18 protein-coding genes are annotated in these 19,711 nt (G+C 39.9%); 10 read left to right on the plus strand and 8 right to left on the minus strand.

Annotated features, from left to right (window positions below; all coding sequences use genetic code 11):
• Positions 1–3 precede the first annotated feature (3 nt).
• From CZ794_RS06745 to CZ794_RS06785, 9 genes are all read left to right on the plus strand, one after another.
• A complete protein-coding gene (locus CZ794_RS06745) occupies positions 4–1,278 on the plus strand; it encodes a restriction endonuclease subunit S (RefSeq protein ID WP_087040880.1) in 1,275 nt (424 codons plus the stop codon).
• Positions 1,278–1,811, plus strand: a complete 534-nt coding sequence (locus CZ794_RS06750) for a hypothetical protein (RefSeq protein ID WP_087040881.1) — start codon at positions 1,278–1,280, stop codon at positions 1,809–1,811. Before CZ794_RS06745 ends, CZ794_RS06750 begins: the two co-directional genes overlap by 1 nt.
• Before the next feature lie 14 nt (positions 1,812–1,825).
• Complete coding sequence (locus tag CZ794_RS06755; RefSeq protein WP_087040882.1) at positions 1,826–2,560, plus strand: adenylate/guanylate cyclase domain-containing protein; 735 nt, start codon at positions 1,826–1,828, stop codon at positions 2,558–2,560.
• 149 nt (positions 2,561–2,709) lie between these two features.
• Positions 2,710–4,080, plus strand: coding sequence for a P-loop NTPase fold protein (locus tag CZ794_RS06760; RefSeq protein WP_218778311.1), 1,371 nt, complete (start codon positions 2,710–2,712; stop codon positions 4,078–4,080).
• Positions 4,081–4,092: 12 nt separating this feature from the next.
• Positions 4,093–7,431 carry a type I restriction endonuclease subunit R gene (locus tag CZ794_RS06765; protein ID WP_087040883.1) on the plus strand — a complete coding sequence of 1,113 codons (3,339 nt, stop codon included), beginning with the start codon at positions 4,093–4,095 and terminating at the stop codon, positions 7,429–7,431.
• A 10-nt stretch (positions 7,432–7,441) separates the two neighbouring features.
• A complete protein-coding gene (locus CZ794_RS06770) occupies positions 7,442–8,266 on the plus strand; it encodes a M48 family metallopeptidase (protein ID WP_087040884.1) in 825 nt (274 codons plus the stop codon).
• A gap of 305 nt (positions 8,267–8,571) precedes the next feature.
• Entirely contained in the window at positions 8,572–9,273 is a 702-nt protein-coding gene (locus CZ794_RS06775; protein ID WP_087040885.1) for a M15 family metallopeptidase, read from the plus strand.
• Positions 9,274–9,323: 50 nt separating this feature from the next.
• The gene (locus CZ794_RS06780) at positions 9,324–10,547 is read left to right on the plus strand and encodes a DUF819 domain-containing protein (RefSeq protein ID WP_208855347.1); all 1,224 of its coding nucleotides are present in this window, start codon (positions 9,324–9,326) and stop codon (positions 10,545–10,547) included.
• 804 nt (positions 10,548–11,351) lie between these two features.
• Positions 11,352–12,515 carry a zinc-dependent alcohol dehydrogenase gene (locus CZ794_RS06785; RefSeq protein WP_087040886.1) on the plus strand — a complete coding sequence of 388 codons (1,164 nt, stop codon included), beginning with the start codon at positions 11,352–11,354 and terminating at the stop codon, positions 12,513–12,515.
• A 212-nt stretch (positions 12,516–12,727) separates the two neighbouring features.
• Here the strand turns inward: CZ794_RS06785 and CZ794_RS06790 are convergent, their stop codons facing one another.
• Positions 12,728–12,928 (minus strand): hypothetical protein, encoded by a 201-nt coding sequence (locus CZ794_RS06790; RefSeq protein ID WP_179207266.1) that lies wholly within the window; start codon positions 12,926–12,928, stop codon positions 12,728–12,730.
• A 231-nt stretch (positions 12,929–13,159) separates the two neighbouring features.
• The gene (locus CZ794_RS06795) at positions 13,160–13,579 is read right to left on the minus strand and encodes a PPC domain-containing protein (RefSeq protein ID WP_039255596.1); all 420 of its coding nucleotides are present in this window, start codon (positions 13,577–13,579) and stop codon (positions 13,160–13,162) included.
• Between the two features lie 262 nt (positions 13,580–13,841).
• Here CZ794_RS06795 and CZ794_RS06800 point away from each other — a divergent pair, with 262 nt between their 5' ends.
• Positions 13,842–14,270, plus strand: a complete 429-nt coding sequence (locus tag CZ794_RS06800; RefSeq protein ID WP_087040888.1) for a hypothetical protein — start codon at positions 13,842–13,844, stop codon at positions 14,268–14,270.
• A gap of 310 nt (positions 14,271–14,580) precedes the next feature.
• Here the strand turns inward: CZ794_RS06800 and CZ794_RS06805 are convergent, their stop codons facing one another.
• From CZ794_RS06805 to CZ794_RS06830, 6 genes are all read right to left on the minus strand, one after another.
• On the minus strand, positions 14,581–14,841 hold the full coding sequence (locus CZ794_RS06805) for an AlpA family transcriptional regulator (protein WP_087040889.1): 261 nt from the start codon (positions 14,839–14,841) through the stop codon (positions 14,581–14,583).
• 167 nt (positions 14,842–15,008) lie between these two features.
• Positions 15,009–15,920, minus strand: a complete 912-nt coding sequence (locus tag CZ794_RS06810) for a hydrolase or metal-binding protein (RefSeq protein ID WP_087040890.1) — start codon at positions 15,918–15,920, stop codon at positions 15,009–15,011.
• A 132-nt stretch (positions 15,921–16,052) separates the two neighbouring features.
• Positions 16,053–17,087 carry a YqaJ viral recombinase family protein gene (locus CZ794_RS06815; protein ID WP_256958912.1) on the minus strand — a complete coding sequence of 345 codons (1,035 nt, stop codon included), beginning with the start codon at positions 17,085–17,087 and terminating at the stop codon, positions 16,053–16,055.
• A gap of 243 nt (positions 17,088–17,330) precedes the next feature.
• Complete coding sequence (locus tag CZ794_RS06820; RefSeq protein WP_087040892.1) at positions 17,331–18,326, minus strand: DUF932 domain-containing protein; 996 nt, start codon at positions 18,324–18,326, stop codon at positions 17,331–17,333.
• Between the two features lie 64 nt (positions 18,327–18,390).
• Entirely contained in the window at positions 18,391–18,678 is a 288-nt protein-coding gene (locus CZ794_RS06825; protein ID WP_087040893.1) for a hypothetical protein, read from the minus strand.
• A gap of 129 nt (positions 18,679–18,807) precedes the next feature.
• On the minus strand, positions 18,808–19,668 hold the full coding sequence (locus CZ794_RS06830; RefSeq protein ID WP_256958907.1) for an inovirus Gp2 family protein: 861 nt from the start codon (positions 19,666–19,668) through the stop codon (positions 18,808–18,810).
• Between the last annotated feature and the right edge of the window lie 43 nt (positions 19,669–19,711).

A 19,711-nucleotide genomic window follows, 5' to 3' on the forward strand; every position in this document is an offset into this window, starting at 1 on the left:
TCTATGCGACTATTAGCTAAAGAAGAAACACCTTTAGACTGGACTTCTAAAAAAATAGGTTCTTATGTTTTAGGGCATAAAGGTGGTGCTGCACTACGTCCAAGTGACTTCAGTGATGTTGGATTTCCTGTCATACCAAAAAAAGCTATCCAGCCTACTGGCGAATTGTTGATTGAAAGCCCTACATATTGTACTAATGAATTTGCTAGTAATAACAAGCGTTCTATTGTCGATAATTCTTATACTATAACTACTCTTCGAGATCTTGTTCCAACCGGACCAACTATAGGAACGGTAGTTAATTTTACTAGTGAAGAAAAATATATTCTATCTCAAGGAATATACGGGCTAAAACTTAATGATGATCTTGATAAAAAGTACCTTTCATATTTGAGTAATACGTCTTTTTATAGAAAAGTAATGCAAAGAATTATGGTCGGAAGTACCCAAGTCCACATCCGCACCCCAGAATACCTTGATTTAGAAATTCAAATTCCACCTCTCCCAGAACAACAAAAAATCTCCAACATCCTATCCACTTGGGACAAAGCGATCAGCACGACTGAGCGTTTGATTGAGAATAGTACCCAGCAGAAAAAAGCGTTGATGCAGCAATTGCTGACGGGTAAAAAGCGGTTGCTGGATGATAATGGGGAACGATTTGCGGGGGAGTGGGAAGAGGTTAAGTTAGAAGATATAACTATTGTTAATCCTAAAAAACCATCTCAGCCTGAAGACAGCTTTGTCTCTTTTATACCGATGGAAGCAGTTTCAGAAAATGCTAAGTTGATTAAACAAGAAATTAGGAAGTATGAAGACGTATCTAAGGGCTTTACGGCCTTCATGAATCAAGATGTTGTAGTAGCAAAGATAACCCCGTGCTTTGAAAATGGTAAAGGCGCATTTGTAGATGATCTTCGTAATGGCATTGGTTTTGGTTCAACAGAATTTCACGTACTTCGTGCCAAAAGACAAAATCATCCAAGATTCATTTATTATCTAAGTTTGACTAATGATTTCAGAGGTAGAGGTCAACTAAACATGCAGGGCTCAGCAGGCCATAAACGAGTTACTACTGATTACGTCAAACTGTATAAGTTCTTAGTGCCACCAACCTATAAAGAACAACAAAAAGTCGCCACCGTATTAACCAATGCCGATAAAGAAATCGAATTGCTTGAACAGCAGCTGGCTGATTTACAGCAAGAGAAAAAGGCGTTGATGCAGGTGTTGTTGACGGGTAAGAGGCGGGTGGTAGTTGATGGGGAAGCAATTTAATGGAAGTTAGTCCTCGAATAAGTGATGAAATACTAGAGAGAAATTTAGAGAGAATAATAGGCTTTGTGGCGAACTGTGATAGCAAAGTATCCTACTTACTCTCTGCTGTAGGAATTATTCTTACTATCTTATTTGCTATAAAGCCTACAAATCTCAACTTTCTGAAATCAGCTCTAGGTAGTGATGAGACGAATGTACTCCTTGGATTTAGTGTATTAACAATTATTTTGTCTTCATTCTATTTTCTACAAGGGGTATATCAATTATCACAAGCATTAACAGCACGAACAAAAATACATTCTGGAAATAGCAGCTCTATGATCTTCTTTGGTGCGATATCCGCTCAAGCAGGTAGTCATGATTACTTACAGAATATCGAGAAAAGTGAGTATAGCTACAGAGAGGATCTAGCTTGTCAGATATACATTAATTCAAAAATATGCACAGAGAAATTCGAAAGATACAACAAAGGCTTTAAACTCATTTTATTTAGTTTGCCATTACTTGTAGTTTCTTGGTCCTACTTGTTTTAAATAGGGAGAAAAAAATGTCGGAATATGATTATAAGCAAGGAAAGAACAGAGTGGAGTCTATCCTTGATAACTACATGAAAATAGAAGAAAAAAATAAGCTTCCAAGTGATGATAACTTCACTTTTGAAAATGGTTATTTGTCATGGGTGACTGCTATATTTGTTGATATAAGAGACTCTACTTCTTTATTTTCTAAAAATGATGAACCTACTGCTAAGTTAGTTAGAGCATTTACTTCAGAGATTATTGAGATTCTTAGAGATGATGAAAATATGCGTGAAATAGGTATTCGTGGAGACTGCGTTTATGCGATTTATACTACCCCTGAAAAATCCGATATTCTAGAATGTGCTAACAAAACTTTTTATATTAATACTTTTATTAATATGTTTAACAAATTACTCGAAAATAGAGGACAGGATAAAATTAGAGTAGGGATTGGTATGGCTACCGATAAAGAACTAGTAATTAAAGCGGGTAGGAAAGGAGTAAGTATTAACAGTAAAGTATGGATAGGAAAGGCTGTAACTATTGCATCGAAATTGTCTTCTTATGGTGATAAAAACTTCTATTCTAGATTAATGTATTCTCCAGTATCTTACGAAAACTTTATTGACGGTTTTGAAAAGAAACAACCAAACGATAATGTAAGAAACTGGTTTTCTTATCAAAGCGGCTTAAATGCTTATGGATCAGGGATTTTGATGAGTGAATTTGATGATTGGATCAAAGGTGGTTTCGCAGAATAAGCAGAAACTTAGATGTATATAACCAAACCTAAGAAAATTAAGCTAAAAATCTCCTGGCTTAATCTTGCTTGTGATGCTGGATTGCTAGTTTGTTCTGTAGCAGTTATTAATGCGTGAAAATTATCAATTCCAATTAGAGGAACAATAAAGTGAATGTGACTATTACGAAAAAAACATTCGATGAAGAACAAGGTGGGCGTGATGAGTTTCAACGTAAAAGCATCGCTGTAAAAGTTATTAAGCTTCTGAAATCTGATATAGATATTTCACCAATGGTTATTGATGGCAGCTGGGGCACAGGTAAAACTGAGTTTTGCCATAAACTTATAAATCTAATGAAGCAAGATAATACACACAATATAATTTATATTGACGCTTTCAAAGCTGATCATGTTGATGAGCCTTTGATGACTGTACTCGCAGAGATTATTAAAATCTTACCTGACGGTCCACGTAGAAAGGCTTTTATAAATAGAGTGTTACCAGCTGTACGATATAGTCTAAAAACAGTTGCTAAAGCTGGGGTTTCCCATCTTCTAAGACAAGACTTTGCTGATCTTACAAACGATTTTGATGAGGCAATTCAAAAAGCAGCTGACGATTCAATAGATAAAACAGCAGAGTTAATACTCAAAGATCATGTGGAGGCAGAAAAGAGTTTACAGACGTTACAAACTGCTTTAACTGCTATCGCATCTCAAAATCCTATTATCATATTTATCGATGAACTTGATCGCTGTAGACCAAACTTCGCGGTCGATATGCTTGAGATAATAAAACATACTTTTGATGTTGAAGGCGTTAGCTTTGTACTTATTACTAATACTCAACAACTTAAAGCCTCGATTAATCATTGTTATGGTCAAGCAGTGGATGCACAGCGTTATCTAGATAAGTTTATAAAGTTTCGATTTGAGTTGTCACCGCATTCTCAACGACATATGACAAATCCCGTTTTAGCTGCTAATGCTTACTTTTACCAGCTGATAGGAGAAAAAGGTTTTTTATCTAGTAGACTACTATCAAATACCCTTTTAAAAAAATTTATTGCAAAATTTATTGGTCATCAAGGTCTTTCTCTCAGAGAGATAGAGACATTAGCTCTACATATAGAAGTTGTACAAGTACTATCCAATTCGACTCGTTTTGTTCCTGACGAATATATTGGTTATTCGTTGTTGAGATTAGTTGGTGTTATGCTAGTTTGCTTTAGACCTGATATTTTAAGAAAGATTAGAAAAGGTGTTGTTGATGCTGATTTGCTCGGTGATTTCTTGGGTGTAACAAAATTACCTTACCTTGAAGAGGACGGTCGTGAAATACCTGAAGTATGCGAATTTATCATGGCTTCTCTGATTACCGACTTCAATGAAAATAAGGTTAACTATGCTATATCAGAAGATCAGCAAAGAAAATGGGATTCATACATGAGACATGTCAGTTTTATGGAAGAAATACCATATAGAGGTAGAGCGGTAGCTCAATTTATAGAAACAGCAAATATAATGGCGTTCGAATAATAGGAGTACCTAATGACATCAGCCATAAACTTCGCTGAAGACTTCAGCTCAAAAATCCCTGCCTTAACCTTACTTACTACACTCGGCTATGAGTTTATTCCGCCCAGCCAATGCAACGCCATGCGCTCAAAGGTGGTTTCAAGCAAAGCCACTAACCAAGTGGTACTATTGCCCATCATGCGTGCGTTCTTAGCCAAGCAAACCTTTATGTTTGAAGGCACACCGCATTATTTATCAGATAGTGCCATTGATAAAATCATGCACGAGCTAAACCCAGCGATGAACTTAGGCTTGCAGCTCGCTAATGAAAAGCTCTATAACGCCATGCTATATGGCGTGACGGTGACTGAGTTTATCGATGGTAAAAAAACCTCGCAAACCATCAGCTTGATAGATTGGAATCATATCGATAATAATAGCTTTCATGTGACCGAAGAGCTAGTCGTGCAGAATGCCGAGGGCACCGGCAACATCATTCCTGATATCGTCTGCTTCGTAAATGGTCTACCGTTGGCAGTGATCGAAGCCAAGCGCCCTGACTCCAGTAGAGAGTGGCAATCGACCAATGCTCAAGCTGTCTCCCAGCACATCCGTAATCAAGGTCAAAAACAAATCCCGCACCTGTTTGCCTATAGCCAGTTATTACTAGCGGTCAATGGTAATGACGGTCTATATGCCACTTGCGGTACGCCTGAGAAATTTTGGGCAAAATGGGTCGAAGAAGAGATATCAGAGGCCGAATTTGCCCGATTAAAAAACCAAAAGCTTAATAGTGAGCAGATTGAGAGTTTGTTTAACCATCGTCCTGCCTCAGCTAAAAAAGAATATCTGTCACTGATTAATGCTGGTGATCTGGTCGTTACCGATCAAGACCGCTTAATTATCAGCTTATTACAGCCTGAGCGTTTGCTTGAGATGACACGCCTGTTTACCTTATTTGATAAAAAGGCCGGTAAAATTGTCGCTCGTTATCAGCAAGTCTTTGGTATCAAAGCGCTGATTAAACGTATTAGCAGTTTCGATGAAAAGGGCAGTCGCGAAGGTGGAGTGATTTGGCACACTACAGGCAGTGGTAAATCTTTCACGATGGTGTTCTTCTCCAAGGCGCTCATTTGGTTAGAAGAGCTCGCGAAGTGCCGTGTTATTGTCGTCACCGATCGTGTCGATCTTGAAACTCAGCTTAGTCAAACCTTTGCTTCTGGTGGCGTATTATCCGATCGCGACAAAACGGGTGCCATGGCTACCTCTGGTCGCCGTCTAGCACAGCAAATCGGTCATGGTAATGAGCGCGTTATTTTCTCTATCATTAACAAGTTTGGCTCAGCCGTTAAGTACGATGAATGCTATAACGACAGCCCAAACATCATAGTCATGGTTGATGAAGGTCACCGTAGCCAAAACGGTGAGAATAATATCCGCATGGCACAAGCCCTGCCAAACGCTGCTTTTATTGCCTTTACAGGTACGCCGTTGCTTAAGGATGATAAGACCGAAAACAAATTTGGTAGCATTATTCACTCCTACACCATGCAGCAAGCGGTCAAAGACGAAACCGTCACGCCACTGTTATACGAAGAGCGTATCCCTGAGCTGAATACCAATGACCAAGCCATCGATAGCTGGTTTGACCGTATTACCCAAAAGCTCACCAATGATCAAAAAACGGATCTCAAACGTAAGTTCTCCCAAAAGGGTCAAATATATCAGGTTGAAGGTCGTATTGAGCTAATCGCTCATGACATCTCTGATCACTTCCAAAACTTTAAACAGCAGCATCTAAAAGGTCAATTGGCGTGTGATTCTAAAGCCTCAGCTATCCGTTATAAGATGGCTTTGGATAAGATTGGTAAAGTGACCTCAGTGGTTGCCATGTCACCACCCGATACCCGTGAAGGGCATGATACCGTTGATGGGGAATCAAAAGACATAGTACAAAACTGGTGGCAAGCCAATGTCGTCAAAGAGTACGGCGGTGATGAAAAAGCCTACACCAAAGCCATCATAGAAGCCTTTAGTCAGGACGATGGTCCTGACATTATGATCGTCGTTGATAAGTTATTAACGGGCTTTGATGAGCCAAAGAATACCGTCCTGTATATAGACAAGCCGTTAAAGCAGCATAACCTCATTCAGGCGATTGCACGGGTGAACCGCTTACATGAGAAAAAACGCTTTGGTTATCTGATTGATTATCGTGGCATCTTAAAAGAGCTGGATATCACCATTGAGAAATACCAAGACTTAGCCGAGCGTACACAAGGTGGCTTTGATATCGAAGACCTTAAGGGTCTGTATAACGCGATGGATACCGAGTATAAGCAGCTCCCAAGACTACATAGTGATCTATGGGCTATCTTCTTATCAGTGAAGAATAAACAGGATGGACAAGCGTTAAGACAAGTACTTGCACCAAAAATGCAGGAAATAGATGGCAGGGTAGTCGATACCAAGCTCAAAGAACGTGACGACTTTTATGCGGCTTTGACCAGATTTTCTAACGCCATGAAAATTGCGTTGCAGTCAGCGTCTTTCTTTGAAGATGCCTCGTTTGATGGCAAGCGTGATCGTTATAAACAAGATCTAAAAGCTTTCATCAATTTACGTAAGCAAGTACGCGCTGATGCGGACGAAACTATTGATTATGACGAGTATGAAGCAGATATTCGTAGCTTGCTTGATAAACATATCGCAGGGCTTGAGGTTCGCGAAGCCAAAGGCGTTTACCTAATAGACAACCTAGGAAAAAACGCTAAGCCTGAGGCGATGAGTGATGATGAAGCGCGTAACCAAACAGATAAAATCACTGGTCGTGTGACCAAGATGATTGAACAAGATCTAGCTGATGATCCTTATGCACAAGAGTATTTTTCAAAATTACTTAAGCAAGCAATTGCTGATGCCAAGGCCATGTTTGATGCACCAGTGAAGCAGTACATGATGTTTGCTGACTTCGAGCAAGCCGTAAAAGACCGCGATGTCGCTGATGTACCCGATGACTTTATCGATGATAGTGGCAAATTAAACAAACATGCTCAGGCGTATTTTGGTTTGTTTAAGCATTTATTTGATGCTGGTTTCTTGATAGATAAAGAGTTAAATAACGATAAGCTCGTTGCTTACGCCTTTGAGATTGATAAGATTGTTAAGACAGCAGTGGCTGAGTATTCTATTAATCCAGCAGAAATTGAAAATGCGATTAATAGACGCTTATTGCCAATGTTATTTGCTGACTTAGGTATCGATAAAGCGCAGCAGCTCATTGAAGCAGTACTAAAAATTACCCGACTTGGGCTTTCAAGAGAAACAAGAAATACGAGAGAGAAAAGCAGCGCAAGAGCAGCAAGAGGGTAGGTAATAGGCAATGACTGAGAATGGCATTTTTTATTATGGTCAAGATAAGATCTACTACGAAATCGTGCGTAAAGAAGTAACGTATAAAGCAACAACAGGTAAGTCTAAAGCTGACATTCTGACCACTGAAAAAAGCAAACCTCGCAAAGTTGTGATTAAGGTACATCCTGATCAACGTGTGGTTGCCACCGCACCTATCGATGCGACGAATGAGATGATACATGACGCGATGATAAAGCGTGCGCGCTGGATATGGCAAAACCTACAGGACTTTGCTAAGCAAAAAGACCATGTATTGCCCAAACGTTATGTCAGCGGTGAGACTCAGTTTTATCTGGGTCGTCGTTATGTGTTAAAAGTGATAGCAGATGCAAAAACTAACGATAGAATAAATAGCACGGTGAAGCTCAGTCGCGGTAAGTTACATGTAGAATTGTCTCAAAGTGATTCTGAATTAGACGCTGAAAAAAGAGCGGTTCTAGTGAAAAGCTTGATTGATAAATGGTATAAAAATAAATTTACGTCGGTCTCTAGAGAGAGGCTTGAAGCCTTGATACATAAGGCCTCATGGGTGAAAAATAATCCTTCATTGAAGTTAATAATAATGAAAAAACAATGGGGAAGTTGCTCAAATAAAGGAAATTTAATCCTCAATCCGCACTTAGTCAAAGCGCCGAAAGAATGCATCGATTATGTGATACTGCATGAACTGTGTCATATCGCCGAGCACAATCATAGTGAGCATTTTTGGCGCTTGTTAACCCAAGTTATGCCGAACTGGAAAGAGGTAAAAGCGAGGCTTGATGGTATGGCTGAGTTGTATTTGAATGATTAGCTTTATATAGTTGGAGTAGTAGTCATACATAGTCTTATCTATCAAGATACTCATCAAGACTGTTCTACATTTTGTGATACGTCTTTTTTAGTCTAAAAACATATATATGTTTCTAAGATATCTATGCTAGTATATTTTTTGACTATGTAAATCAAGAAAAAATGTTTTTGGAAATTAATAGTTGATGGTGCGTTAAGACTCGAACTAAGGTTAGTTTAGGTGTCAATATTATTCAGTCTTATCTAAGCATCAAAGATACGTTCAACATTATTTTCTAAAAAATATAGAACCATGTTGAGAGAAAAATGCTTTTATCTTCAATACCTACTCCTATCGAACACGACTGGAGACATATAGAAAATATATCTATATTCGAATCAAATGAATCATTATTAGCTGTTCCAAACACTCAAAACCTTAAGCAACTTCCTATTTATTTTGATAGTAACGTCAAGCATGCCATTAATATTTGTGTGGCAAGGCAATCTGTTATTCAAAAATTACAACAAGCTGCTGATTTGCTTCCTAACCATTTAGGGATTTTGGTACTTGATGCTTGGCGTTCAAGCGCCGTACAAAAAGCCCTGCAAGAAAAAATTGGCGACAATATTAAAACCATATACCCACATCTTAGCGTTGATGAACAACAACAGCTCCTATCGGATTTTGTTGCACCAGTGCGAGCGGATTTTATTAGCCCTCACTTAACAGGAGGCTCTGTAGATATCACTTTGTTCAATCGTGAAACAAATGAATGGCTTGATATGGGTGCTGGTTTTGATGAGCCTACTGAGCGCTCACATACGCATTTTTATGAAGACCAACCTACACATCCTGCTTGCCAAAACCGACGCTTACTGTATTCGGTAATGAATCTTGTAGGTTTTAGCAACTTACCTACTGAGTGGTGGCATTTTGATTATGGCAATTCACTTTGGGCATATTATAACCAAAAAAGCCATGCTATTTATGGTGCCGCTCACTGGGATGTTATAAGCCGTCAATGACTGTAATTTCAAAATTTTGACATTTATCAATATTAGGTTCAAGGAGGAACATGATGGAAACATTGATTCAGGCAGATGATCATTTAGCGCTATGGACATTTGTGATGGTTGCAGCCACTTCTGCTATTTTTATTGAACAACGTTATAAGTGGGCCAGTAAAATACCAGGCGCAATAATTGCATTACTGATTGCAATTATTGCCTCCAATCTAAAAGTTATTCCAACAGACGCTCCTACCTATGACATCGTCTGGGGTTATATTGTTCCTTTAGCAATACCTTTGCTCCTATTTAAAACAAACATACAGTCTCTTGTCAAAGAAAGCTGGAAGTTACTACTGTTATTTTTGACTTCGTCTATAGCGACTATGATTGGTACTGTCTTTGCGTTTATGGCACTACGGCACTACATTCCAGAACTAGACAAAGTAAGTGGCATGATTTCAGCTTCGTATAGTGGTGGAGGGGTAAACTACGCTGCTATGTCAGCTAAGTTAGCACCAAGTGAAAGTATTAATGCTGCGACTATTGTCGCTGACAATATGATGATGGCCGTATATTTCTTAATATTGATTGGATTGGCTGGAGTCCCTATCATACGTCGAGTATGGGGTTCACCGCATACAGACGCAATTGAGAAAAATCCAGAAATGTCGAATAGTCGGACATTGTCTGAAGCATACTGGAAACCCAACCTGATTTCCTTAAAAGATATAGCGATTTGTTTGGCTGCTTCTATGCTCATAGTTTTAATATCATTTAAGCTATCCGCATTTTTACAAGCCTTATTGGGTACTAGCGATAATGTCGTGATTGGTCTGCTTATTAGTTTGATTACTGATAAGTACCTTTTGCTAACAACAATAACCTTTGTAATAGTTTCTATTTTTAAGAGCAGTTTCGAAAAGTTAAATGGTAGCCAAGAGCTGGGAACTTATTGTATTTATCTGTTCTTTGTGGTCATTGGTATTCCAGCCTCTATTGGTCTAATTGTGACCAAAGCACCATTATTATTCGTATTTGTACTCATAATTGCGCTGATTAATCTAGCTATCACTATGGGTGTGGGAAAGCTATTCAAGTTTAGTATTGAGGAAGTCATATTGGCTTGTAATGCCAATATTGGTGGTCCAACAACTGCAGCCGCTTTAGCAATTAGTAAAGGCTGGACGAATTTAGTGGGGCCTATTTTAGTTATCGGTACGGTAGGTTATGTCATTGGTAACTACATAGGCACTATTATTTACTTTATAGTGACCCAGATTGGTATGTAATTATTAGAATATAAAGACGCTATTAATATTGATCTTTTACTTTTTGAAGGCTAGACGAGAAACAGTTATATACGCGGATGCTTTTATATATTTCATAAAACTGATGGACTTACACATAAAAAGAGCCTTTCCTAAATTTCGTGTAAGTACTTCTACAATCTAAATGATAGTTACACACTTTTTAAGAAAGGCTCGATACCCCCCCCTATTACGTCAAGTAGTAGGGGGGGCATTTTTTATATGTTCTAAATTTCCTAGAGAAACAATAGTTTTTTAATGAGATTATGAAGCTTTCATTGTAGACGAGCAGAGTGACGGATTCATTTACTGATTTAATATAACTAAGCTGTTGATTCAAAAATGATCTGTATTTAAAGCCTTCTCGATATCTTCTTTAGACTCAGCACCGACCTCTCTAAAAATATCAACCATATCATTGAGTGAAAATTGACCACCTGACACAAGCTGCCATAACTCGTCACCTACTAACAGATCTTGGCGGTCATAAAAGTTGCCTCAACGCTTATAATTATTATCCGTTCTCGACTCAGGGTTATAAGGAATGGCGATGTAGGTTTGAATTTTATTAGTGTCCTAAATTAGTTGACCGCTACAACTTTTCACTTACAACACGCAACCTTTTTAACACACGTTGATTATAAATCTCGATTTTCAAGGTGCTAATATAATTGAGTAATACTTAACTTAGATAACATAAACCACTGATTCTAATAATTTTCATCTTGTATTATCACAGCTTATTGTTTAGCTAGATTTTGCAATCTTTATTTAATTGGAGAAATTATGCGTGCTTTAACCTACCACGGTGCTAAAGATGTGCGAGTGGACAATGTCCCAGACCCTAAACTGCAAGAAAAAGATGATGTTATTTTACGTGTGACTGCGACTGCAATTTGTGGCTCAGATTTACACTTGTATCGTGGCAAAATGCCTGCAACCGAGGAAGGCGATATTTTCGGTCATGAGTTTATGGGTGTGGTTGAAGAAGTAGGCTCTGAAGTCACTGCTGTTAAGAAAGGCGACAGAGTTGTTATTCCTTTTGTTATTGCATGTGGTAACTGCTTTTTCTGTCAGCATGACTTAATGTCTGCTTGTGAGACTACAAATACAGGCCCAGGCGCTGCTATTAATAAAAAAATAATTCCGCCACCGGCTGCTTTATTTGGTTTTAGCCATTTATATGGTGGGATTCCTGGTGGACAAGCAGAATTTGTACGGGTTCCTAAAGGTAATTTTAATCCGTTCAAAGTACCTGGCTCACTGTCAGATGAGAAGGTTTTATTTTTATCAGATATTTTACCGACTGCTTGGCAGGCCGTGACTAATGCCAATATTACTAAAGGTTCAACCGTAGCTATTTATGGTGCGGGTCCTGTGGGGTTATTATCAGCAGCTTGTGCCAAAATGTTAGGCGCTGAGCAGATCTTCGTGGTAGATCATAATGACTACCGTTTGCAGTATGCCAAAGACACGTACGGCGCTATTCCGGTTAATTTCGATAAGGTAGATGCTGCTGAATTCATCATTGAACAGACCAAAGGACATCGCGGCGTTGACGGCGTTATTGATGCGATTGGCTTTGAAGCCAAAGGCAGTATGCTAGAAACAATAATGACCAATTTGAAAATTGAAGGGTCAAGTGGTGCAGCTTTACGTCAATGTATTGCAGCTGTGCGTCGTGGCGGGGTCGTTAGTGTTCCGGGTGTGTATGCAGGACCCATTCATGGTTTCTTATTTGGTGATGCTTTTGATAAAGGGCTTACTTTCAAAATGGGTCAAACCCATGTACACAAGTATTTACCACAATTATTAGAATATATTGAAAATGGTGATTTATCACCTGAAGCTATTATTACTCACCGTATGAATTTGTCTGACGCTGCTAAAGGTTACGAAATTTTCGAAAAGCGTGAAGAAGAATGTCGTAAAGTCATTTTAACTCCTTAATTTTTCAAATTTACCCTTAACTTTTAACATTTAAAGGTTAGGTCATAGCTGCTTTAACGAGATTATCCTAAATAATGGTTATCGCTAAAGCAGCTAGTAAAAAAATCTTTGACTTGCTTTTCTCTGCACACGGCAAAAAAATCACCCCCCAACCGATTTTCATGGGTTTAGGGATTAAAAAACTAATTAACTGTCTTAGATGGTCTTAAAGCTTAGAAGTGTAAAGCACAATAAACTTTCTTATATTTATCAGGATCATCTTTATTAGCTACAAACCCTTTGCTAACCAACTTTACCGAGTTAAATGTTTCACCTTCATCATTAGTTATCATAACAATCAAGTTTTGATCTTCAAAACTTTGGAGTTCTTTAATCAGCTCTTTAATTGTCTTAGTTCTATCTTCCCATTGCACTATAATCTATTGTAAGTATGCCTATGGCAAACCAGTCAGGCGTCTTTACTGGTATAGTTCCCTAGTGAGGAATTGAATATTTGGCTGTAGGCTAAGAAATAGTCCCAGTGTACTTACCATACAAATTTTATTTGTGATCGGTGCGCTACACAGACTGTAATACTCAGCATGAGTATTACAGTCTGTATATGTGATAGCGTAGGTCAGCATTATAATATTAAGCTTATATAACTATAAAATAGATACTTCTAGCCAATATGGAGGTGTTTTTCCTTTAGAAGCTTGAGAACGTGGCTGAAGAATACGCAATTCATATTTACCTGAATATGGAAGCGTGTAATAACCTTGGTTATCTAGTTCAGAGGAATATTCTCCTACATTGACAGAATCTGATAAATTCTTATTAAATAAATAAGAATCTACATTCCCTCCCGTTGTTTTAACAGAAAGCTTTTGGTTCTTTTTGGCATAAAATGTATAGGAATCGTACTTACTACCCTTTAATTTCCCATAATAGTTAGCTGAACTAGCGCCTTTTTTAAATTGAACATCAACAGTTTTAGCCACTGCATCTGAAGATGCGGCCATGACTGTAGGGCTTACCATTAGAACAGGAAGCGCAATTAGAATAGCAGCAGTTAAGTTTTTCATATTTTAAGTCCCCGAGCAGTAAAAAATACCGATTTTAACTTACTTCACGCTGTTAAATTTTATAGATATGTTACATTAGAATTACTAATATAAAGAGTGTATCGGCAAGGTATTAATGGCGTTACCTGTAATGAATAGTGTGAATCAATGCGCTAGCCTACCGCAAACCAAACTATGATAGCCAAAATCTGAATTTCATCACGTAAACCAAGAGAATACTGCTAGATAGCAGTGTTCTCTTATTATATTCAAAGGGAAAATTATGCGTTCTTTGCTTCTAACGACAATATGCTTAACGGGCAGTTTAGCTCTAGTGGCGTGTAATAACCATCGAGCCGAAACCACGGATCTTAGTCAGCAATCTACAATGAAAATGCCGGTAGCATCAGCGGCATTTACCGCTTTTGGCAATAAAGGAAAAAGTTGGCGGACAGTGGTTAAAGGAAATAAATTAAGTGTAGAAGCAGATTTCTTAAAGCCCACTACAGTTGTAGTAGTGGGCGCCGCTAATACTAACGGCTTCGAATACGAGAGCACAATAAACGGGCAACCTATTATTTTGAATATACGAAAAAATATTTGTATTGATGACAATGGTTATCAAAATGAATTTATTGCCACATTAAGCTATGCAGACAGAACATATCAGGGTTGTGCTGTTACTGGTGCAATAGAAATTGCGCCCACATAGACGATAAGCTTAAGTGGTATCGGAAAAGGCTGCTATCTTATCGAATGAATAGCATACCCCAGCGGAACAAGCTATTTCATCCCTCAAACCTATTAATAGACTACTTAAAATAGACTACTTAAAATAGACTGATGTAATGGAACCACTTATAACAGACTATTTTAGGTGTTTAATTTATCAGAATTCACTTTGCAGTTTTTATAAGATAAAAATTCGTAAGACTTGTTAACAATGGGTTATTCAAATACAAAGCTTTGAAATCTATTAAGAAAACTGCCTTATCTATTTGAGTTAAGGCAGCTTAATAAACTCATGCTGAACGCTCTAAAATCTTGGTATTAATCCACTCAGCGACTTCACTTTCCACCCAGGCAACACGCCCCTTTGATAACTTGACTTGTGTAGGGAAGGTTGGGTCATAGCGGTTTGATCTTTTATCCAGCATATCGTAAATCGTTGTACTACTAAGTCCAGTATAATATATGACCTGCTTGAGTGGTATCATACGCGGTATCTGTAACGTACTAGGTATGGATACGTTTGGTGGTTTGCTCTCGTTTAAATTTTCCATTACTTGCTCCTTATAAGTTAATGAGAACTTTTCTTCTCATACAGTTACGGAGTCCCATATTTTTTTACGGCATCCCATACCGTCCGGCTTCTAACTTTGACTCAGACAATAAAAAAAGAGCTGAATCAATCAGCTCCTGTTTATGCCTCATATCTGACTCGAATGCTTTAACTTACCGCTGTCACGCTTTTTCGTAAACCTTGCTCAATGCTGCTCATGTTCTGAGTGGCTAACCCGTTCTGATAGTTCCTCTGCTGAGTACTACTCACATCCTCTGTCTCCATCGGATAAAACTCTTCAGCCACATCAAGTAGACCATCGCTATCGATCTCAAAGCAGGAATTCACATAGCCTTGTTTGGCCGCTGTCTCTAATGCCGCTTGATCAAAGCCGTGTTCGCTAAGCTCACGATCAATGACCCCAGCATCTTGTACTGCTTGCTTGAGTGTCACATCATCACGCAACGTTAAATCCACAAAGTAAATCGGCGTCCGATAGCTCTGGGTTGTGCTTTTGCCTCGTAAGGTGAGTTGTAGTGGTAAACACGACAGCTTATTACCTGATACTGCGGCAAAGTAGCTTAAGCGTGCTGCAAGCGTTCGAATACTATTAAAGCCAGTGGTTCGAAAGATAAATGTACCTAGCTCATCGTCCTCAGACAGATTGACGTAGAGACGGCCATAAGGCTTACAAGCACCGCCTTGCGCCAACGGACAACGATCGGGTGATAGGCAAGGAAGCTGCTCGACACCATTATTAGTACGACGCTGACAATGTTCACCGTCACCCACGCATAGTGGGCGGCCAGTTTGTCTATCAAATAGCGTGTATTCTGCGCGTAAATTCAGCTCAGGATCATTAAACAACATGCGTACCGGTATTTGTCTGAGCTTACCGTCATTATTTTCGCGTAGCTTTGCATCAAGTGGATGGTTAACCCAGCCATCTTTGTTTTGGATTTGACTGGTAATCGTGAATTGATCGTCTTTGGCAGGCAGACGCTTGCCGTCTTTTTCAATGACACGGCCAATGCTGATGCGACCTAATACGGGCGGGGTAATTGTTAGACCTTTAATCATGGTGATATTCCTTATGTGTTTTTGTTTTGATAAGCCATAAAAAAGCCCACCTGTGATAGGTGGGCTTTATGCGCTGTGATTGATTTGCTTTGATTTGTTGATTGCTGTGTTGATGATTGAGTGACTGACAGCTTAGTCATCTAAGATAACAAAGCGTCTGCTGCCGTGCTTTGTTTTACTAAACTGCTTAAGCAATTCAGGATGTGCCTTGATGACAGCCTTGCTATCAAGACCGACACTGTCTTTCGAACGCTTCCAAGAAATAGCGCCTTTACCGAACACAGCCACCTCATTATCGGCAATCAGTGTTTGCAGTTGATGCTTGACCTGGTCATGACGCTGCTCAATGTCTTCAATGGATGCTCGGTAGCTAAGCAGTTGTTCAAACAACCTGTTGGCCCCGTCATCGCCTCGTAGATCGATCTTGCTTGATGGTTTAGGCGTTGGATACAGCTGTTTTAATGCTCTTGCTGCTGACTCGCTATGATCAGGGGTTGGCGGCGTGTCTGTTTCTACGTATTGCCAGAACAGTCGCTCATGCTCAGTGATGGACTCAATTAAGCGCTCGTCACGCTCAACCTTATAAATCTTCGCTTCATGTCCACACAGCAGTACGCAGATATGGGCAGCTTGTTTACCAGTCACCGCCAGTTGATGTTGTACTTGGCAGGTCACATACAAAGGCACGCCATATTTCCACAGTTTGGCTCCATGTTCACCAGCGGTTTTACACTCTAAAATCTGTACTTCATCATTGCCAGTGATGGCATAGTCTAAATTCGCCAGCATAAACGCTTTATCAGGATCGGGATGCTGCAAGACAGCATTAACGCGGCGTACTTTATTACCTGTATGCTCTTGATAATATTTAGCGACCATGGGCTCTAACGTATTGCCCCAGTAAAGCGGCGAATACCCATCAATACCGTTATTACTACTGGCATCAATGTTTGAGCTCATGCGTCCTGTCTTAATCATCCATAGCTCAAGCATGGATAGATACGGATGGATACCGCAGGCAGCGGCGGCGTCACTACTACCAATACCTTGTCTACGTACCTCAAGCCAGTCTTCACGGCTTAGTTTTTTGGTGTTGATCAAACGCTTAGGCGTGGTTGATGGCTTTGGTTGAGCAAGTTTATCAAACTTCTTATTTTGCTTTAGCATGACTTCTGCTGTTTTGGCCTTGGTTTTAGGTTTAGCAGTTCTGGACGTTTTACCTGTCATGACTGAACGTTTGGGTTTTAGCTGAGTCGTGGTGGTATGGTTTACTGCGATCAGGTTCATGGTGAACTCCTTTAATAGATTTATTCTTAGCGATATGCGCATGTGATTTATTTGGTTGACGGCATAAAAAAACCACGCGCAAAGGCGTGGTTGATTTAAGAGATAGGTAGAGCGGCTAAGCGACTAGGCAATTAAGCGTAGCGCTTCATCAAGGCTTTTGTCTTTGAGCTTAGCACCAGCCCCAAACCAGGCGGAATCCAAACGATGGTCTTGCGACATCGCACGGCGTTCATGATCAACAAACTCCGTCATCGCATTCAATAAACCATAAGCCGTGTCTTTAGCGGACGCCATATCTGCACCGCGACCTTGACCGTTAAACATGGACATGACTTGGTTCATCGCTTTTGCATTAGGAACCGCATCCTTTTCTTTCTTAGCCGTATTAAACAGAATCAAGCCATCGTCTTTGACATCGTTAAACACACGGTTTAAGTAGTTGGCCGCTTCTGCTTGCGTGACGCGTCTATTGGTTAATTGCTTCATCTCATAATTGAAGTCATCCCATTGGCTGACGGAGACGCCCAGTTGTTGCTTGACCTTTTCTGCATCAAAGGTCGTGCTATGCGGTACTTTCACCACACTGCCACTGCCATTAGCCAAGCTGATCGCTAAGGTGTTATTACACACCACGCGAATATTGGTGAACTGTGCTGTGGTGGCAAGCGTACCATCACAAGCGGTTGCTAGTAGCAGATAGCCATGACTGACATCACCGCCACGTAGCGTCGCTGATTGACCAGTACGGGCGAGTGCCCAGAACTTACGGCCTTCTTTAAGTACACCAGCGGTTTCTAATTCAAAGTCTGCTTGTTCAGTCAGATCACGATAAAACTCTAATATCTCACTTGGTTGTACTTCTTGGTAGCGCTGACTCACCACTGATAACGGCTCAAGCGTGTCTGAGCGATACAGCACCTTATTATTGTCATAAGGCATGATCAGGTTTTGACCTTTATCATTGGTTGCCATGTAGCTGACATCTGAGGATTCAATACGCCAATCCATCCCAGCCTCGCGTGCCCAGACCTCAATCGGCTGCTTGGGAGATAGCTCGTTACCCAAGCCGTGCCAAGGGGTTTCACCGACGTATGCCATGCTTTCGATTAAATGTGCCATGATGATTTTCCTTTTAAGTTCAATAAAATAAGTGGTTTGATAAACACGTAAATAAATGAGGACGTCAGATACTAAAGGTATGCTGACAGGTACTGCACAGATAGCGCGGCAGGATAGCCGCTTTCAGTAGTGGCGGCTGCATCAGCCGTTGTTGTGCCAGATTAATCATAGTGGCAATAGCGCCACCTGCAACCATCCCGATCATGGGGTTGATCTTGTAGTACTTGCAGACGCTCATCCCAATACTGACTAATAGCTTGGGTGAGCACAGATGCTCTGACATGCTTTGCATACTGGTATCCGTATTCTCTATAACGTGTGCTGAATGACAGTTCGGACAGATAGGTTTCATAGGATCTCCTTGATAGTGGCGCATAAAAAAGGCCTGCTATAAGCAGACCTTGATTAGACGTTGAGTGATAGACGGATAAGGCAGCGACGGCTTCTTATCTCATCTCATGGGGATACTGTATATCTGAAATTATTTTGCTATTGGTGGTAAGCCTCTACGTTTTGATGTTCTATAAACACCATGACCGAAAGTACGCATATTTGGTAGCAATAGTTTTAGTTGCTGCTTATCCTTATTAGGCCGCTGCTTATCCTTATTAGGCCGCTGCTTATCCTTATTAGGATCAGTTAAATATAGAGCTGATCGCACTGCGTTTTCTACTTCTTGAGGGTTATCACGATGAATCATACCGATACCTAACTTGCCATATTGCTTATACTGCTGCTTACGCTCTGGATCGTGATAGCTATAGTACTCACCTAGACCACCAGTGATGGCTTTCCACTTCTCACCCACTTCTTTAGCAATATGCCAGTCATTCTGTCGCTTTGATCCATCGTACATAAGTAGCAAATGACAGTGCAATCCACCATTGATTCCTCCTTGCTCAAGAGCCCAAGCATTGCCTTGCAGGTGCTCAAAGCAACTTTTTGTTTTACCAATAAGCTCTCTCAATTTGTTCATATGACAGTAGAAATCCTCAAGACTAACGAGATGGCTCGTTTCTTGTGCATATTTTAAATCTATACGGACAAATAGCAGCCTTGAATAGTGGGTGATCAGATTATTAACGTAGCAACGTAACCGTCTTTTATTTTGAGATTCTTGGTAAGTGAACGCATTTCGTTCATTCTCAATATCGTTTTTATAACATGACAGCGTGGCGATGAATCGCTGGGTTTTATCATGATCCCAAATCACATTTTCTGGATAGGTATCGCCAACGACAGCTTGTGTACTACTAAAGAATGCCACGACTGCTTGTGAATAAATTAGATCAGAATTTAGATGATTCATGAACGGGTAATACCACCCGTTCAGTTTATCCATGATCTCGTTAAAACTGACAGTGTTTGCCAGTATATCCGTGACC

The sequence above is a fragment of the Psychrobacter sp. JB385 genome, assembly GCF_900163785.1.
Classification (GTDB): Bacteria; Pseudomonadota; Gammaproteobacteria; order Pseudomonadales; family Moraxellaceae; genus Psychrobacter.

Excerpts from the sequence above, each read along its gene's own strand:
- CZ794_RS06745 (WP_087040880.1), top strand. The coding sequence starts at position 4 with ATGCGACTATTAGCTAAAGAAGAAACACCTTTAGACTGGACTTCTAAA.
- CZ794_RS06750 (WP_087040881.1), top strand. The coding sequence starts at position 1,278 with ATGGAAGTTAGTCCTCGAATAAGTGATGAAATACTAGAGAGAAATTTA.
- CZ794_RS06755 (WP_087040882.1), top strand. The coding sequence starts at position 1,826 with ATGTCGGAATATGATTATAAGCAAGGAAAGAACAGAGTGGAGTCTATC.
- CZ794_RS06765 (WP_087040883.1), top strand. The coding sequence starts at position 4,093 with ATGACATCAGCCATAAACTTCGCTGAAGACTTCAGCTCAAAAATCCCT.
- CZ794_RS06770 (WP_087040884.1), top strand. The coding sequence starts at position 7,442 with ATGACTGAGAATGGCATTTTTTATTATGGTCAAGATAAGATCTACTAC.
- CZ794_RS06775 (WP_087040885.1), top strand. The coding sequence starts at position 8,572 with ATGCTTTTATCTTCAATACCTACTCCTATCGAACACGACTGGAGACAT.
- CZ794_RS06780 (WP_208855347.1), top strand. The coding sequence starts at position 9,324 with ATGATGGAAACATTGATTCAGGCAGATGATCATTTAGCGCTATGGACA.
- CZ794_RS06785 (WP_087040886.1), top strand. The coding sequence starts at position 11,352 with ATGCGTGCTTTAACCTACCACGGTGCTAAAGATGTGCGAGTGGACAAT.
- CZ794_RS06795 (WP_039255596.1), bottom strand. The coding sequence starts at position 13,579 with ATGAAAAACTTAACTGCTGCTATTCTAATTGCGCTTCCTGTTCTAATG.
- CZ794_RS06800 (WP_087040888.1), top strand. The coding sequence starts at position 13,842 with ATGCGTTCTTTGCTTCTAACGACAATATGCTTAACGGGCAGTTTAGCT.
- CZ794_RS06805 (WP_087040889.1), bottom strand. The coding sequence starts at position 14,841 with ATGGAAAATTTAAACGAGAGCAAACCACCAAACGTATCCATACCTAGT.
- CZ794_RS06810 (WP_087040890.1), bottom strand. The coding sequence starts at position 15,920 with ATGATTAAAGGTCTAACAATTACCCCGCCCGTATTAGGTCGCATCAGC.
- CZ794_RS06815 (WP_256958912.1), bottom strand. The coding sequence starts at position 17,087 with ATGCTAAAGCAAAATAAGAAGTTTGATAAACTTGCTCAACCAAAGCCA.
- CZ794_RS06820 (WP_087040892.1), bottom strand. The coding sequence starts at position 18,326 with ATGGCACATTTAATCGAAAGCATGGCATACGTCGGTGAAACCCCTTGG.
- CZ794_RS06825 (WP_087040893.1), bottom strand. The coding sequence starts at position 18,678 with ATGAAACCTATCTGTCCGAACTGTCATTCAGCACACGTTATAGAGAAT.
- CZ794_RS06830 (WP_256958907.1), bottom strand. The coding sequence starts at position 19,668 with ATGGATAAACTGAACGGGTGGTATTACCCGTTCATGAATCATCTAAAT.